This is a genomic window from Microvirga lotononidis (assembly GCF_034627025.1).
Lineage (GTDB): Bacteria > Pseudomonadota > Alphaproteobacteria > Rhizobiales > Beijerinckiaceae > Microvirga > Microvirga lotononidis.
The window spans coordinates 818,212-834,361 of sequence record NZ_CP141048.1 but is presented as its reverse complement, the minus strand read 5'-3'; the positions used below and the strand labels follow the sequence as shown (position 1 = coordinate 834,361).

Annotated in this window: 14 protein-coding genes; 3 read left to right on the top strand and 11 right to left on the bottom strand. The window is 62.9% G+C overall.

Translation table 11 applies throughout. The features are described 5' to 3' along the window. Positions 1-9: 9 nt before the first annotated feature. Positions 10-945, top strand: a complete 936-nt coding sequence (rarD, locus tag U0023_RS03895) for an EamA family transporter RarD (protein WP_009763648.1) — start codon at positions 10-12, stop codon at positions 943-945. Positions 946-1,021: 76 nt separating this feature from the next. Here rarD and U0023_RS03890 read toward each other — a convergent pair whose 3' ends face one another. From U0023_RS03890 to U0023_RS03870, 5 genes are all read right to left on the bottom strand, one after another. Then, positions 1,022-1,957, bottom strand: a complete 936-nt coding sequence (locus tag U0023_RS03890) for a sugar-binding protein (RefSeq protein WP_040639047.1) — start codon at positions 1,955-1,957, stop codon at positions 1,022-1,024. Between the two features lie 119 nt (positions 1,958-2,076). Then, on the bottom strand, positions 2,077-3,126 hold the full coding sequence (locus U0023_RS03885) for an ABC transporter permease (RefSeq protein WP_009763650.1): 1,050 nt from the start codon (positions 3,124-3,126) through the stop codon (positions 2,077-2,079). Beyond that, the gene (locus tag U0023_RS03880; RefSeq protein ID WP_009763651.1) at positions 3,126-3,866 is read right to left on the bottom strand and encodes an ATP-binding cassette domain-containing protein; all 741 of its coding nucleotides are present in this window, start codon (positions 3,864-3,866) and stop codon (positions 3,126-3,128) included. Before U0023_RS03880 ends, U0023_RS03885 begins: the two co-directional genes overlap by 1 nt. Positions 3,867-3,986: 120 nt before the next feature. Then, on the bottom strand, positions 3,987-4,823 hold the full coding sequence (locus tag U0023_RS03875; protein WP_009763652.1) for an amidohydrolase family protein: 837 nt from the start codon (positions 4,821-4,823) through the stop codon (positions 3,987-3,989). 5 nt (positions 4,824-4,828) lie between these two features. Further along, entirely contained in the window at positions 4,829-5,842 is a 1,014-nt protein-coding gene (locus U0023_RS03870) for an aldo/keto reductase (protein WP_009763653.1), read from the bottom strand. A gap of 320 nt (positions 5,843-6,162) precedes the next feature. Here U0023_RS03870 and U0023_RS03865 point away from each other — a divergent pair, with 320 nt between their 5' ends. Next, the gene (locus tag U0023_RS03865; RefSeq protein ID WP_040638713.1) at positions 6,163-6,867 is read left to right on the top strand and encodes a FadR/GntR family transcriptional regulator; all 705 of its coding nucleotides are present in this window, start codon (positions 6,163-6,165) and stop codon (positions 6,865-6,867) included. A 1,051-nt stretch (positions 6,868-7,918) separates the two neighbouring features. Here U0023_RS03865 and U0023_RS03860 read toward each other — a convergent pair. From U0023_RS03860 to U0023_RS03835, 6 genes are all read right to left on the bottom strand, one after another. After that, positions 7,919-9,559: a GMC family oxidoreductase gene (locus U0023_RS03860; protein WP_009763656.1), complete on the bottom strand. Its 1,641-nt coding sequence runs from the start codon at positions 9,557-9,559 to the stop codon at positions 7,919-7,921. A gap of 63 nt (positions 9,560-9,622) precedes the next feature. After that, positions 9,623-10,543: a branched-chain amino acid ABC transporter permease gene (locus tag U0023_RS03855; protein ID WP_407667406.1), complete on the bottom strand. Its 921-nt coding sequence runs from the start codon at positions 10,541-10,543 to the stop codon at positions 9,623-9,625. 58 nt (positions 10,544-10,601) lie between these two features. Next, complete coding sequence (locus U0023_RS03850; RefSeq protein WP_009763658.1) at positions 10,602-11,489, bottom strand: branched-chain amino acid ABC transporter permease; 888 nt, start codon at positions 11,487-11,489, stop codon at positions 10,602-10,604. Between the two features lie 6 nt (positions 11,490-11,495). Beyond that, positions 11,496-12,203, bottom strand: coding sequence for an ABC transporter ATP-binding protein (locus U0023_RS03845; protein ID WP_009763659.1), 708 nt, complete (start codon positions 12,201-12,203; stop codon positions 11,496-11,498). After that, positions 12,196-12,954: an ABC transporter ATP-binding protein gene (locus U0023_RS03840; protein WP_009763660.1), complete on the bottom strand. Its 759-nt coding sequence runs from the start codon at positions 12,952-12,954 to the stop codon at positions 12,196-12,198. The genes U0023_RS03845 and U0023_RS03840 overlap by 8 nt, the downstream gene beginning before the upstream one ends. A gap of 119 nt (positions 12,955-13,073) precedes the next feature. Further along, positions 13,074-14,282, bottom strand: a complete 1,209-nt coding sequence (locus U0023_RS03835; protein WP_009763661.1) for an ABC transporter substrate-binding protein — start codon at positions 14,280-14,282, stop codon at positions 13,074-13,076. A 316-nt stretch (positions 14,283-14,598) separates the two neighbouring features. Here U0023_RS03835 and U0023_RS03830 point away from each other — a divergent pair, with 316 nt between their 5' ends. After that, positions 14,599-16,086, top strand: a complete 1,488-nt coding sequence (locus U0023_RS03830) for an NAD-dependent succinate-semialdehyde dehydrogenase (protein ID WP_009763662.1) — start codon at positions 14,599-14,601, stop codon at positions 16,084-16,086. The last annotated feature ends 64 nt before the right edge of the window (positions 16,087-16,150 follow it).

Sequence of the window (16,150 nt, the reverse complement as noted above, 5' to 3'; positions counted from 1 at the left end):
GGCTAAAACATGGTGACAGCGGCAACGCCTTCCGAGGTACAGCGGGCACGTTCCGGGGTTTTTTACGCCTTGGCGGCGTTCTTCATGTGGGGCTTGGCCGTTCCGCTGCATTTCAAGCTCGTTTCGGCTGTGCCGGCGCTTCAGATTCTTGCTCATCGGATCGTCTGGGCAAGCGTGTTCGCCCTCGGGTTGATCCTCGCGGGCTGGCAGTGGCGCAAGCTCATCGAGGCGCTGACCTCCGGGCGTCGGCTGTTGCTGCTGTGCCTGTCGGCTGGCCTCATCGCGATCAACTGGCTCATCTATATCTGGGCCGTCAATTCGGGTCACCTCGTTCAGACGAGCCTCGGTTATTTCATCAATCCGCTCCTGAACGTCGTGCTCGGAGTTCTTTTCCTCCGTGAGCGACTGAACCCGGCGCAGGTCGCCGCCTGCCTGATTGCAGCCCTGGGTGTGCTGGTTCTCGCCATCTCCTCGGGCGAAATGCCCTGGGTGGCACTCGCGCTGGCCTCCAGCTTCGGCTTTTACGGCCTCGTCAGGAAGATCGTGCCGGTGGCTCCGCTCATCGGCTTCTGCGTCGAGTCGCTTCTGCTCACCCCCTTGGCCCTGGGCTATCTCACCTTCATGGCGGCCGATGGCCAGTCTGTCGCCTTCCGTGGCGATTTGCGCCTGGACGCGCTTCTCATCCTCACCGGGCTCAGCACCGCATTGCCGCTGATCTGGTTTGCAGCGGCCGCTCAAAGGCTCAAGCTCTCCACCATCGGTCTGCTGCAATATCTGGCACCGTCCGGCCAGCTCGCTCTCGGCGTTCTCGTTTACGAAGAGGCTTTCGGATGGATCGACGGCATGGCGTTCAGCCTGATCTGGATCGCTCTCGGGGTTTATACCGCCAGCGCCCTGCGATCTTCGGCACCGAAGCCCGTGGAGGCCAGTGAGACAGCCCGCTGAGGGCGCCCTTCCATGACAGACGCCCTGGAGAGAGGCCTCTCCAGGGCGCGGGTCCGCCAGTGATTGAAGCGTCAGCTCATTTGAGCATGGACGCGACGTTGTCCTTCGTCACGCGGTCGATGCCCGCATAGACGATGTCCTGGACCTTCTCGCCTTTCTTGAGCTGCATCAGGATGTCCATGGCCTTCTCGCCCATCTCGTAGGGACGCTGTCCGACGAGGGCATTGGCATAGCCGTCGCGCAGCAATTCGAGCTGCACCTTCAAGGTATCGGCCACCACGAGGCTGAACTTGCCCTGATCCATGGCCTCCTTGTTTTTGTTGACGAAGCTCTTGTAGGCCTCGGGAACGAACATCGGCCAGCCGCCGACCGGTACGATGGCCGCGAGATCCGGGTTGGCCGTCTTGAGGTCCTGCATCTGCTGCACGGCGAGGGCGAGGTCGTCGTTGCAATAGGTGGGCGAACCGGAGACTTCCGTCCACTTCGAGCCTTTCAGCGCATCGCGCACGCCTTCGACACGCTCCTTCAGGTTGGCGGCCGCCGGACCGCCGGACACCATGGCGTATTTGCCGCCTTCGGGGCGCAGCTTCAGGAGCTCCTCGCCGAGGGCGCGGCCCATGGCCCGATTGTCGGTGCCCACATGCGCCTGACGCGCGGAGTTCGGAGCATCGGCGTCGAAGGTGATCACCGGAATGCCCGCGTCGCGTGCGGATTTGATCACGCGCACGGCAGCCGCCGCATCGGAAACGGAGATGGCGATGCCGTCGACCTTTTGGCTGATCAGGTCCTGGATGATCTGGGCCTGGCTCGCCGGTTCATGCTCCACCGGGCCCTTGTAGATGCACTCGACGTTCCCGAGCTCCTTCGCGCGCTTCATGCATCCGTCGCGGGAGAGGTCGAAGTAAGGATTGTTCATCGCCTTCGGCACAATGGCGAACTTGTAGGTCTGCTGCGCCATGGCCGGGGCGGTGAGTGCCGCGGCAGCGACCGCGGCAAGGATCAGGCGTTTCATCATGTCTTCCTCCTGGTTGGTTCTTTGCCCCATGTTTGGGGTCTCGCGACCGGCTTCTGTCGTCCGGTCTTTCCATGTCCGCTTTCGAGGCAGGTCATCCTTGCCTCCGACAACGGTGTTCAGGATGTCATGCGCAGAGTCCGCAGTCGGTCGACCAGCACCGCCAGGATGATGATCCCGCCCACGAGGACGATCTGCCAATAGGCGTTGATGCCCGCGAGCACGAGGCCGTTGCGGATGACTTCGATGAGAAGGGCGCCGATGACCGCGCCTGCCGGCCCGCCAATGCCGCCGCTGAGGTTCGCGCCGCCGATGACCGCTGCGGCGATGATCGTCAGCTCGTAGCCCGTCGCGAGGTTTGCCGGCGCGGAACCGAGCCATCCCACCATCAGGATGCCGGCAAATCCTGCCGAGAGGGCAGACAGCACATAAACGGCGATCTTGACCCGCTCGACCGCGACGCCCGTGAGCGCCGCGGCCTTCTCGTTGCCGCCGAGCGCGAAGATGTGGCGCCCAAACGCCGTGTGATGAAGGACGACGCCGATGATCGCCGCGAGAACGAGCAGATATATGATGGCCACCGGAACACCGGCGATGTTGCCGTCGGTAATGTCGTAGAAGAGGTTCACGTCCGGCCCAGTCGGCGCCTGCCCGCGTCCCTCCGTGACCGCATAAGCGAGGCCGCGGACGATCGACAGCATGCCTAGCGTCGTCACGAAGGGCGAGAGGCCCACGCGGGCGATGAGCAGGCCGTTCGCCAGCCCGATCAGGAGCGCAACCCCGAGACCGGCGCCGAGGGAGACCAGCATGCCGGCGAGCGGGATGTTGTCGAGCGCCGTGCCGCTCAAGGCCTGCATGACGATGGCGCAGGTGATGGCCGACAGGGCCATGGTCGACCCGACGGAGAGATCGATGCCGCCTGTGACGATCACGAGCGTGACGCCCAATGTCACGATGCCCACGAAGGAGAAGTTCTTCGCCACGTTGGCCAGGTTGCCGGGGCTCAGGAAAGCCGAACTCAGGAACGACATCACGATCATGATGACGATCAGCGCCGCCGCCACATAGGCTGTCTGGCTCGCGAAGAAGCCGCGTCGCCACCAGCGGGCCCGGCCCACGTTCGAGAAGTCGCTCGTGTCGGAGCTTGTTGCCGGAGAAAGTTCGCTCATCACGCGGCTTCCTTGGCGCCCGTAATCAGCGCGGTGACTTCCTCGGGGCTCGACTGGTCGATGGGCTTGTCCGCCACCTTGGTTCCGCGTCGCATCACGACCACCCGTTCGCAGACGGAGAATACATCCGGCATGCGGTGTGAAATCAGGATCACGGCGATGCCTGCATCCTTCAGGCGGCGGATGAGGTCGAGAACTTCGGCGACCTGTCGGACGGAGATCGCCGCCGTCGGCTCGTCCATGAGGATGAGCTTGGCCTTGGCGAGGCGCGTGCGGGCAATCGCGACCGCCTGCCGCTGGCCGCCCGACATGGCACGGACGACATCGTCGGGGCGTGTTTCGGATTTGAGCTCGCGGAAGAGGGCTGCCGTCCGGTGGTTCATGGTGGCATGGTCGAGGAACGAGAAGGGGCCGACCCTGCGCCGCAGCTCTCGCCCCAGAAACACGTTGGCGGCGGCCGTTAGGTTGTCGGCGAGGGCGAGGTCCTGGTAGACGACCTCGATGCCGACAGAACGGGCGTCGACCGGTCTCGTGAAATGGACCTCCTGATCCTCGAACAGAACCTTGCCGTGCGAGGGGGGGAAGTTGCCGGCGATGATCTTCACCAGGGTCGACTTGCCGGCGCCGTTGTCGCCCATCAGGCCGACGACTTCGCCGGGTTTGATTGTGAGATTGACGTGGGACAAGGCTCGGATGGCGCCGAATTCCTTCCCGACGTCTTGCAGGACGAGGAGTGACAAGATCGTTCCTCCCTTTATGTCAGGCTTTCGCCTGTGCGGCGTCTTTGCGCCATGGTTGATCTAAGCACGGGACCGCAGGCGATGTCATCTGCACCTTCGGGGGAAGAGGCATGAGTGGCGTCATGCGCGATTCTCCTTTCGGTCGAGCTTGTAGAAGCGGATGGCATTCGTGCCGAAAACCGCCTCGTGATGGCGAGGCGGCACGAATGCCTCGCTCATCGCGAGCCAATCCTCGTAGTCCGCCGCAAGCCTCAGAACCGGCCAGTCGCTGCCCCAGATCAGGCGCTCCGGGCCGAACAATTCGAGCAGAGTCTCGGCATAGGGCCTGATCGCTCCCGCATCGCGCCGCTGGCCCGCTTCGGTCAGAAGGCCCGACAACTTGCAATGAACGTTCGAGAGAGCGGCCAACCTTGCCATGGCATCGCGCCATGAATCGATCTCTCCGGACGCGATGCGAGGCTTCGCTCCATGATCGATGACGATGGGGAGATCTGGGTGCCGCCCCGCGAAGGCGGTCAAGGCTCTCAGATGCTGCGGCATCACCAAGGCATCGAAGCATAGATCCGCTTCCTTCATGGCCGTGATGGCGGGGTCGAGGTGCGGATCGGCGATCCAATCGACATCCGGAATGTCCTGCAGCATGGGCCGCAGGCTCTTCAACTTCGGATGCGCCGCGAGCCGGGCGACATGGCCTGCCGCATCGGCCGCCTTGAGATCGACCCAGCCCACGACGCCGAGGATGAACGTGTGGCGGTCCGCCAGATTCAGCATGAAGTCGGTATCGGCCATCGTGGGGAGCGACTGCACGAGGATCGTGCCGTCGATGCCGCATGCCTCCAGAAAGGGTCCAAGGTCCTGCGGCATGAAATCGCGATGAATGTCAGCGAGGTCCGGCGGCGGCCATTGGCCCTGTCGGTTGCGCATCAGCCAGAAGTGCTGGTGGGCATCGATCCGCATGGAGCCTATTCACTTTCACGCGGGAGGGGGGCGGCTTCGTCGAGCAATCCGGCTCTCCGCAGTGCCGCCCAGAGTTCGTCGGGAATGGGTCTCTCGAACCAGGCCACATTGGTCTGAAGCTGCTCCGCGTCCCGGGCTCCGGTCACGCAGGAGACGACCGCCGGGTGAGCCATGGGAAAGCGAAAAGCCGCGGCCGGGAGCGGGACGTCGAACTCGTCGCATACCGCCTTCAGGGACTGAACGCGCCGGACGACATCCGGCGGCGCATCCGCGTAATCGAACTTGTTGTTGCCGACCAGGATGCCGGAATTGAACGGGCCGGCAATGACGATCCCGGTTCCTGCACGCGCGCATTTATCGAGCAGGGGAAGGCTCATCTGCTCCAGCAGCGTGTAGCGGCCCGCAAGCATGACGACGTCGAGATCCGCTTCCCCCATGGCATCGTGAACTACCTCGGCCTCGTTGACCCCAAGCCCGATGGCCGTGACATGCCCGCTGTCGCGCAGTTCCAGGAGAGCCCGGAACCCGCCACCGGCGGTCAGCTGGCGCCAGTAATGCTCATGCCGGTCGCCGTGGGTGTAGCGGCCGATGTCGTGAATGTAGAGGATGTCGATCTTGAGAATGCCCAGACGCTGCCGGCTGTCCTCGAAGGACTTCAGGATCGCGTCGTAGGTGTAGTCGTAGACGGGACGGAACGGAAGAGGATGCACCCAACCGTTCTCTCCGGCGCTGACGTTTCCATCGGGCTCCATCAGGCGCCCGGCCTTCGTGCTGAGTACGTAGCTGTCCCGCTCGCGGTCGCACAGCAGGGCACCGAGCCGGCGCTCGGAGCGCGTGTAGCCGTAATAGGGTGCGGTATCGAAATAGCGGATGCCGTGAGCCCACGCCGCGTCGGTCGTCGCTTGAGCCTCCGCGAAGGTCGTGGTGCTGTAGAGCCCACCCATGGGCGCGCTGCCGAGCCCAAGCACCGTGAGCGACAGGTCTCTGCGGGGGAGGGGGCGGCGCTCAGAGACTTTCATGGAATGCCCTAGGCCATCGCGCGACGAAAGACAGGCAGCCGCGCTGCCTCATCGGGCAGTTCCGGCGTGCCGGTGCAATGGTGGAGATGGGCCGTTACGCCGAGCATGCTTCCTCCCTCTGCGACTTGTCTCCCAGCGTGGCCCCCTTCTTCGCAGGGCTCTTTCGCTTGAATTGGTCAGGCCAATCCAGGAGCAATAGGATTATGGCTCGTGCTGACGATCGGTCAAGTCAAATTGAGGGGGGAGAGATCACAAGTGCGCTCCGCATTGTCAGGCATCGGAGCGGGGTCTATGGTCAGGCCAATTGCAGGTTCCAGCCCATGTCCCTCTCTCTTAAATCAACAGAGCCCCGGCGCCTTTATCAGCAGGTTGCCGATCAGATCCGCAGCCTGATCCAAGGCGGCCAGTTCCAGCCTGGAGGCCGACTTCCCGCCGAGCGCGACCTCGCGCAGCAGCTGGGCGTTTCGCGTCCATCGCTCCGCGAGGCCCTCATCGCCCTCGAGATCGATGGCAGCGTCGAAATCCGGTCCGGGTCCGGGGTCTATGTCTGCGGCCCGGACGAGCGCGCCGCCGGCACGATGCATTCGATGGGCGACAGCCCTTCCGAGCTCATGCAGGCGCGTTCCGCCATTGAAGGGACGATTGCAGCCCTTGCGTGCGCCCGCATGACTCCGGAAGGGCTCGCTTCCCTTCAGGCGACGATCCAGGGGATGCGAGCTGACATCGCGGGTGGGCGCGATCCGCTTGAGCAGGATCGGCAATTTCACCTCGCCATTGCGGGTTTGTCCGGCAATTCGGTGCTCATGCGCATCGTGCGCGAATTGTTCGACGAGCGTCATAGTCCGATCTCCTCCCAGATGCGGATCCGGTTCGACAGCCGCGAGGGCTGGCACACGGCGCTATTGGAACACGAGGCGATTTATGCAGCCTTCGAGAGTTCCGATCCTCTGTTGGCTCAGGCTGCGATGCGGGTTCATCTCGATGCATCGAAGAAGCGGTGGCTCGGGATCGAGGTATTGGGTTGACGCCGCTCTCTCTTCCGCAAATGCTGGAAACCGCGCAAAGAAAAAGGCCGGGATGCAATCCCGGCCTTGGGAGTTCGAACCACACACTGTGAGCAATGCTTTCACAGAGTATGATTGGAATCGCAATTCAATGACGATGAAATCGGATGCGTCGGTTCGGTGAGGTTCTCGACCTAAAAAGTGCAAACGCACTATTCACGTCGGATTCTCGAGACCCCGTACCGCCCGCCTCGTGAAATGATCTCCGTCCTAGTGTCGTACGTGATGTAAACGTTGGAGAAAGAGAGCTCGGGTTTCCCGAGAGAGGCAACCAACCCGCATCGTCGCCTGCAAGCGCCGTCGCGCTTCTAGGCGACACCTGAAGCCGCCGGATTGGAAGGCCCAGTCGGTGATGCCCTTGCCGCTTACGTCGTGCAGCTCGGTGCGATAGAATAACTCAGTGTCATTTGTTCTGCCCCGAATTGAATGAGCCTCTTTAGTGGGCCCTTTGAGTAAAGATATGAACTTATATGGAGAGATTGCCAGGAAGACGGCAAGAGGAAAACGCAGTATACTTATAGGTGGGGCCGCGTGCTGAAACTAAACGCTCGAAGCCCTTCGGATATCGAATTTAACGTCTCGATAACCATTAATAGTGTTCTGCTAGCTGAATAAGGCAACATCGTGGCGCCGTGAGAAAAAGCTCACGTAAAGCTTAGAGTGCGATCTTTTCATAAGATACTATGGCTACTAGAGGATTATAAACCAGCAATCGAGCTCGACAGAAAGTGTTCTGCGGCGATACGGATGTTTGAAAATACGCCTGTCGAGTATCGAGCGTCACGCAAAAAGTTTGGTCCCTTGATCGTGCACATCTTTGCGCCTTGGCAAATAACTTCATTGGCCAAGTTTCCTGCGCCAGCGGTGTCACGCGGGACACAATCCAACTTTCGTGCGTATAAGCACGGGAGCTAGAGCATTTTTCGGTGAAGCGGATCCGGTTCACCGCTAAAAAACGCGGCCCAACAAAGACAAGAGATGCTTCCACGCAAGTGGAAACAGCTCCAACCATCTATGCCGAACGCCGGGCAGGCGCGGCGATATGCGATTGATCCTCCAGGATCATCGCGGCTCCTCTTTCGGCGATCATCAGGGTCGGCGAGTTCGTGTTGCCGCTCGTGATGGTCGGCATCACGGACGCATCGATGACACGCAGACCCTCGACGCCGCGCACACGCAGGCGCGAATCCGTAACAGCCATTGGATCGCTGTCGATTCCCATCTTGGCGGTACCTACGGGGTGGAAAATCGTGGTTCCGATGTCCCGTGCTCCGTTCAGGAGCTCCTCTTCCGTCGTCAGTTGAGCGCCGGGCTTGTATTCCTCCGGCCGGTATTTCTGAAGAGCGGGCATCGATACGATGCGCCGGACCAGGCGCAGCGAATCCACTGCTACCCGCTGGTCTTCCGACGTCGACAGATAATTCGGCCGGATGAAGGGGGCATCGTCCGCCGCGCCGCTGCGGATCTTGACGCTGCCCCGGCTGGTCGGTCGCAGGTTGCAGACGCTCGCCGTGAAGGCCGGGAAGGGATGCGGATCTTCTCCGAACCTGTCGAGCGACAAGGGTTGGACATGGAACTGGAGGTTCGGTGTCGCATATTCGGGCGATGAACGCGTGAAGGCTCCCAGTTGAGAGGGAGCCATCGTCAGCGGACCCCGGCGAAAGAGCGCATATTCCAGTCCCATATGGGCCTTCTTGAGAAGGGACCGGTAATCCTCGTTGAGCGTTCGCACCCCATGGACTTTGTAGATCGGGCGTAGCTGGAGATGATCCTGCAGGTTCTCTCCGACCCCCGGCAGGTGGTTGATCACGTCGATGCCGTGCTGCTGGAGATATGCTCCGTCCCCGACCCCCGACAATTGCAGAAGTTTCGGGGACGCGATGGCGCCGGCGGAAAGGACAACTTCCTTCCGAGCGAAAATGCGCTTCAGAGCGCCGTTCTGAAGGATTTCGACCCCGACGGCGCGCTTGCCTTCGAACAGGATGCGCGTGGCGTGAGCCTGGATCTCCACCTTCAGATTGGGGCGCGACAAGGCCGGTTTGAGGAAGCCACGCGCCGAGGACCAGCGCCGTCCGCTCTTCTGGTTCACATGGAAATAGGAAATTCCCTCGTTGCTGCCCGTATTGAAATCGCTGACCCGGGGGATGCCGGCTTCGACGGCGGCTTCGATGAAGGTGTCGAGCAGGTCCCAGCGGGTCCGAGGCGCCTCGACGCGCCATTCGCCGCCGACGCCGTGGTGCTCGCCGGCTCCCAGGTAGTGATCGAGGTGCTGCCGGAAGATCGGCTTCACGTCGTCCCAGCCCCAGCCCGTCAGTCCCATCTGGCGCCAGTTGTCGTAATCCTCGCGCTGGCCGCGCATGTAAATCATCGCATTGATGGCCGAGCAGCCGCCCAGGACCTTGCCGCGTGGATAATTCAGGATGCGACCGTTCAGGCCCGGCTCGGCCTCGGTCTTGAACATCCAGTCGGCCCGAGGATTGCCGATGGCGAAAAGATAGCCGACCGGAATGTGGAACCAGATCCAGTTGTCCTTGCCGCCGGCTTCAAGAATGCAGACCGAGTTCCGCGGATCCTTGGACAGACGGTTCGCCAGGACGCAGCCGGCGGAACCCGCACCGACGATCACGTAATCGAATGTATCGCTGTCCGACATGGCATGGCTCGATGAATAGGAGAGCGCTCGTCGGATCGAGCGCCCGCAGAGTTTTCGTCGCTCTCAGGAAGCGCCCTTGGTCCGGCGCCTCATCAATTCCAAAATCTCTCCCACGATGCCCCGGCGGAACAGGAGCACGCAGATCACGAAGATGATGCCGATCAGCACCGTCACGGGGAAAGCGGAGGCCGCCAGATAATTCTGCAAGGCAATGACGAGACCGGCGCCCACGATGGGGCCGATCATCGTGCCGATACCGCCGAGCAGGGTCATGAGAATGACCTCGCCGGACATCTGCCACTGCACGTCCGTGAGCGTCGCGAACTGGAACACGATGGCCTTCGTGCCGCCTGCCAGCCCCGCCAGTGCGGCCGACATCACGAAAGCGCCGAGCTTGTAGCGATCGACCCGGTAGCCGAGGGAGACGGCGCGCCGCTCGTTCTCGCGAATCGCCTTGAGAATATTGCCGAAGGGCGAGTTCACGATACGCCAGATGGAGAAGAAGCCGAACAGGAAGATCGCCAGCGTGACGTAATACATGGTCAGGGGCTGGTTGAGGTCGATGAAGCCGAGCAGATGGCCGCGCGGCACGCCCTGAATGCCGTCCTCGCCGTGGGTGAAGGGCACCTGCAAGCAGATGAAGGCGAACATCTGCGACAGGGCGAGCGTGATCATGGCGAAATAGATACCCTGACGGCGGATCGCCACGAAGCCGATCACGAGCCCCATGGCGGCGGCTCCCGCCACGCCTAGCAGGATAGCGGTCAGGGGCTCCCACCCCCACACCTTGGCCGCATGGGCGGTGAAATAGGCCGCGCCGCCGAAGAAGGCCGCATGGCCGAAGGAGAGAAGGCCCACATAGCCGATGAGCAGGTTGAACGCGCAGGCGAAGAGCGCGAAGCAGAGCACGCTCATCAGCATCACGGGGTAGAAGACGAAGGGCGCCACCAGCAGGGCCGCGATGGCGACCGCTCCGAAAACCATGGAGGATGTGCGGAGCCGGGGCTGTTGTGCGAGATACTGGGTTCCTACAGCCATGATATCACTCCTCCCGCCCGAAGAGACCCGCCGGCCTGACGAGCAGAACGATGGCCATGATCACGAAGATAACGATACTCGAGGCTTCCGGATAGAAGACCTTCGTCAATCCCTCGAGAACGCCGAGCACGTAGCCGGTCACGATGGCGCCCAGGATCGAGCCCATGCCGCCGACGACGACCACGGCGAACACGATGATGATGAGGTTCGAGCCCATGAGCGGGCTCACTTGGTAGATCGGCGCCGCCAGCACGCCGGCGAGACCCGCCAGCGCCGCGCCGAGGGCGTAGGTCAGCGTCAGGAGCAGCGGCACGTTCACGCCGAAGGCCTGGACGAGCGTGGCATTTTCCGTCGCCGCGCGGAGATAGGCGCCGAGGCGCGTCTTCTCGATGAGAAGCCACGTGCCCAGGCAGATGACCAGAGACGCGATGACCACCCAGCCGCGATAGATCGGCATGAACATGAAGCCCAGGTTGATCGCTCCCGTCAGTTGCGGGGGAGGGGAATAGGGTTGGCCTGCGGCGCCGAACCAGTAGCGGAAGGCGCCTTCGAGGATCAGGGCGAGGCCGAAGGTCAGGAGAAGGCCGTAGAGCGGATCCACGCCGTAGAGCCGGCTCAGCATCGTCTTCTCGATCACGACCGCGATGGCGCCGACGATCAGAGGGGCCAGGATGAGCGCCGGCCAATAGCCGATCCCGAGCCAGCTCAGGAGCAGGTAGGCGGCGAAGGCGCCCAGCATGTATTGCGCGCCGTGGGCGAAGTTGATGACCCGGAGCAGACCGAAGATCACTGCTAGGCCGAGGCTCAGCATGGCATAGAAGGAGCCGTTGATCAGGCCGATGAGGATCTGCCCGTAGAGGGCCGGGGCGGGTATGCCGAAAATGGTGCTCATGATGCTCTACACCCCAAGAACTTCGTGGAGTTCGTCCATGCGCGCATCGAGCTCGTGCCCGGGGAACGAGTTCACCATACGCCCATCTTCCATGAGGTAGAAGCGATCAGCCACTTTCTTCGCGAAGCGGAAGTTCTGTTCCACGAGCAGGATGGTCATGCCGCGCTTCTTCAAGGCGACCAGCACATCGCCGATGCGCTGGACGATGACGGGAGCCAAGCCCTCCGTCGGTTCGTCGAGAAGGATGATCCGTGCACCGGTGCGCAGCACGCGGGCGATGGCGAGCATCTGCTGCTCGCCGCCCGAAAGCTTCGTACCCTGGCTCGAACGGCGCTCGTGCAGGTTGGGGAAGAGAGTATAGATCTCCTCCACGCTCATGCCGCCTTCGGACACCGTCGGCGGCAGCATCAGGTTCTCGGAGACGTTCAGGCTCGCGAAGATGCCGCGCTCCTCTGGCACGTAGCCGAGGCCGGACTGCGCGACCTTGTGGAGCGGCAATCCCAGGAGATCCTTTCCACGCAGACGGATGACGCCCTCACGACGGCGCAGGATGCCCATGATGGCACGCAGCGTGGTCGTCTTGCCCGCGCCGTTGCGACCGAGCAGGGTCACCGTCTCGCCCTCGCGGATGTCGAGATCGACCCCATGAAGGACATGGCTTTCGCCGTACCAGGCGTTGAGCCCGCGGACTTCGAGAAGAGGAGCGCTACTCATGCTCGGTTCCCATATAGGCTTCGCGCACGCGCGGGTCCTGGCTGACCGTGTCGTACGAGCCGTCGGAGAGGATCTCGCCGCGTGCCAGAACGGTGACGCGGTCGCAGAGGTCGGACACCACGTTCAGGTTGTGCTCGACCATCAGGACCGTGCGGTTGCGGGCGATGCGCCGGATCAGGTCGGAGATGCGGCCGATGTCTTCATGGCCCATGCCGGCCATGGGCTCGTCGAGCAGAAGCATGGCGGGATCGAGGGCCAGGGTGGTGGCGATTTCGAGGGCGCGCTTGCGTCCGTAGGACAACTCGACGGCCGGCAGATGCGCATAGGCCCTGAGGCCGACCGCGTCGATCAGCTCCATGGCGCGATCATTGAGCGCCGAAAGGGACGAAGCGGAGCGCCAGAACTGCGTCGCGAGGCCCGAGGGGCGCTGCAGGGCGACGCGCACGTTGTCGAGCACCGTGAGGTGCGGGAACACGGCCGAAATCTGGAAGGAGCGCACGAGCCCGAGCCGCGCGACCTCGGCGGGCTTCAGGTTCGTGATGTCCGAACCCTTGAACGCGATCTGACCGCGGGTCGGCGTGAGAAACTTGGTGAGCAGGTTGAAGACGGTGGTCTTCCCGGCGCCGTTGGGGCCGATGAGGGCGTGGATCGTGCCTTCATTGACGGACAGCGTCACGTCCTTCACGGCCACGAAGCCCCGAAACTCCATGGTGAGGCCGGTGGCGCTCAAGATAGGTTGCGTACTGACCATTGAATGATCCGACACTCTCTTGATGAGGATGCAACGGCTGGTTCGGGCGCGAGGCTCGAGACCAGCCGTTGTCGGATGATGAAGCGGGGCGGCTTGTACCGGCCCGCGCAGCCTGGAGATTACTGCGTGAGCTGACAGCCGCTCTCGGCCATGGACAGATAGGCCTGATCGCCCGGAACCTTGGCGAGTTGCTTGTACATGTCCCAGTCGCTCTTGCTCTCTTCCGGCTTCTTCACCTGGAACAGATACATGTCGTAGACCATGCGGCCGTTGGGCAGAACCTTGCCGTTCTTGGCAAAGACGTCCTGGACGGGCATTTCGTGCAGGAGCTTGGCGACCGGCTCGGTCGCGTCCGTGCCGGCCTTGTCGACCGCCTTCAGGTACTGCGTCACGGCCGAGTAGGTGCCCATGTGGATCATGTTCGGCATGCGGCCGGTCTTTTCCTGGAACTTCTTGGCGAAGGCGCGGTTCTCGTCGCTCTGATCCCAGTACCATCCTTCCGTCAGGGTCAGGCCCTGTGCGGCCTTCAGGCCGAGGCCCTTCACCTCGGCAAGAGTGAAGAGCAGCGCCGCCAGACGGGTGCCGCCCTGGGTGATGCCGAACTCCGCCGCCTGCTTGATGGCGTTCGCGGTATCGAGACCCGCATTGGCGAGGCCGATCACGTTGGCGCCGGAACTCTGGGCCTGCAGCAGGAAGGACGAGTAGTCGGTGGCCGCCAGCGGATGGCGGACGGAGCCGAGAACCTGACCGCCCTTCGACTTCACGAACTTCGAGGTCTCGCCTTCAAGGGAGTAGCCGAAGGCATAATCGGCCGTGAGGAAGAACCACTTGTTGCCGCCGTTCTCCACCAGCGCGCCGCCGGTGCCGACCGCGAGGGCGTGGGTGTCGTAGGCCCAGTGGAAGCCGTAAGGCGTGCACTGCTTGCCGGTGAGGTCGGTGGTCGCGGCTCCGGTGGTGATGGTGATCTTCTTCTTGTCCTTGGAAAGACCCTGGACCGCGAGAGCGACGGACGAAGTGGTCAGTTCCATGATGGCATCGACCTTCTCGGTGTCGTACCATTGCCGGGCAATGCTTGCCGCTACGTCAGGCTTGTTCTGGTGATCCGCGCTGACGATCTCGACGGGCACGCCAAGAACCTTGCCGCCGAAATCCTGCACGGCCATGCGGGCGGCCTCGACCGACGATTTGCCGCCGAAATCCGCATAGACGCCAGATTGATCGTTCAGGATGCCGATCTTGACGACGCCGTCGGAGGCCTGCTGGGCGTAGGCCGACTGCGCGGCCACGGTGCAGCTGAGGGCGAACAGAACTTTACTGAGAACTCGCATCGATTTCCTTCCCTTCCTTCTGGAGCTGGTTGATCCAGCCATCGTTCGGGCCGCCGCATGAGAATGCGGTCGGCGGTGGTCAGAAAGGTATAGAGACTTCTGTCTTGTGCAATGCGATATGGGGTCATCCTTAAGTCGCAGCTATTCTCCTGTTTCTGCCTTATTTTCAGGCATTTCCATCTGGTCGGCCGACGAGCCTCGGCCGCAAGGCCGGCAATCCTGCTCCGCATCTCCTGTGGTTCACAGGGCCGGGTCTAGCCCCTATATCTCGCTGAAGCGTCCCGTCCTCCCCTTGTCGAGATTGGAGTCTTTCAAGATGACCGTTCATGCGAAACCTGTGGATCGCCGCGTTGTGGACCTGAAGGACCCCTCGCTGCTGGTGGGGCAGGCCTATGTGGCGGGCGAGTGGATCGACGCGCCGGACGGCAAGACCATTCCCGTCACCGATCCCTTCGACGGCGCCCTCATCCTCGAAGTGCCCGATCTCGGCCCCGACGCCGCCCGGCGGGCCATCGACAAGGCCCACGCGGTCCAGAAGGACTGGGCCAAGCGCACCGCCAAGGAGCGCAGCGCCATCCTGCGCCGCTGGTACGACCTGATCGTCGCCAATGCCGACGACCTGGCGCTCATCCTCACCACCGAGCAGGGCAAGCCGCTGGCCGAAGCCAAGGGCGAAGTGATCTCGAACGCGGCCTATATCGAGTGGTTCGCCGAAGAGGCCAAGCGCATCGACGGCGACGTCATTCCCGGGGCCACACCGTCCCAGCGCATCGTGGTGCTCAAGCAGCCGGTCGGCGTGTGCGCGGCGATCACGCCCTGGAACTTTCCCAACGGCATGATCACCCGCAAGGTGGGACCGGCTCTGGCCGCCGGCTGCACCATGGTGCTCAAGCCCGCCGCCCAGACCCCGTTGTCGGCCCTGGCGCTCGCCGTTCTAGCCGAGCGGGCCGGGGTGCCGAAGGGGGCGTTCTCGGTGGTCACCGGCGAGGCCAAGCCCATCGGCGAGGAATTCTGCCATAACCCGAAGGTGGCCAAGATCACGTTCACCGGTTCCACGGGCGTAGGCCGCTGGTTGATGAAGGAAGCCGCCGACGGGATCAAGCGCCTGTCGCTGGAGCTTGGCGGCAATGCCCCCTTCATCGTGTTCGACGATGCCGATCTCGACGCGGCCGTCGAGGGCGCGATGGCGTCCAAGTTCCGCAATGCCGGCCAGACCTGCGTCTGCGCCAACCGGATCTACGTGCAGGAGGGCGTGGCCGAGGCCTTTGCCGAGAAGCTTGCCGCCAAGGCCGGAAGCCTCAAGCTCGGCCGGGGCACGGACGCCGGCGTGACCATGGGGCCGCTGATCGACGACCGCGCCGTGGCCAAGATGGAGGAGCACGTCCGGGACGTGCTCGACAAGGGCGGCAAGCTGCTGGTGGGCGGCAAGCGTTCGGATCTCGGCAGCACCTTCTTCGAGCCGACTGTGATGACCGGTGTGACGCAGGCGATGAAGGTGACGAAGGAAGAGACCTTCGCGCCCTTGGCGCCGATCATCACGTTCAAGGACGAGGCGGACGTGATCGCGATGGCGAACGACTCCGAGTTCGGCCTGGCGTCGTATTTCTATGCCAAGGACATGGCCCGCGTCTGGCGCGTGGCGGAGGCGCTGGAGAGCGGCATGGTGGGGGTGAACACGCCCGCGCTCGCCAACGAGATGGCGCCGTTCGGCGGCGTGAAGCAGTCGGGGCTGGGCCGCGAAGGATCCAAGTACGGCATCGAGGGCTTCCTCGAAATCAAGTACATCAACCTCGCCGGTCTCTGAGCGACAGAAAAAGCCCGGCCGCTCACAGCGGCCGGGCTTTTCAACTGATCGGTCCAAGGCCGAA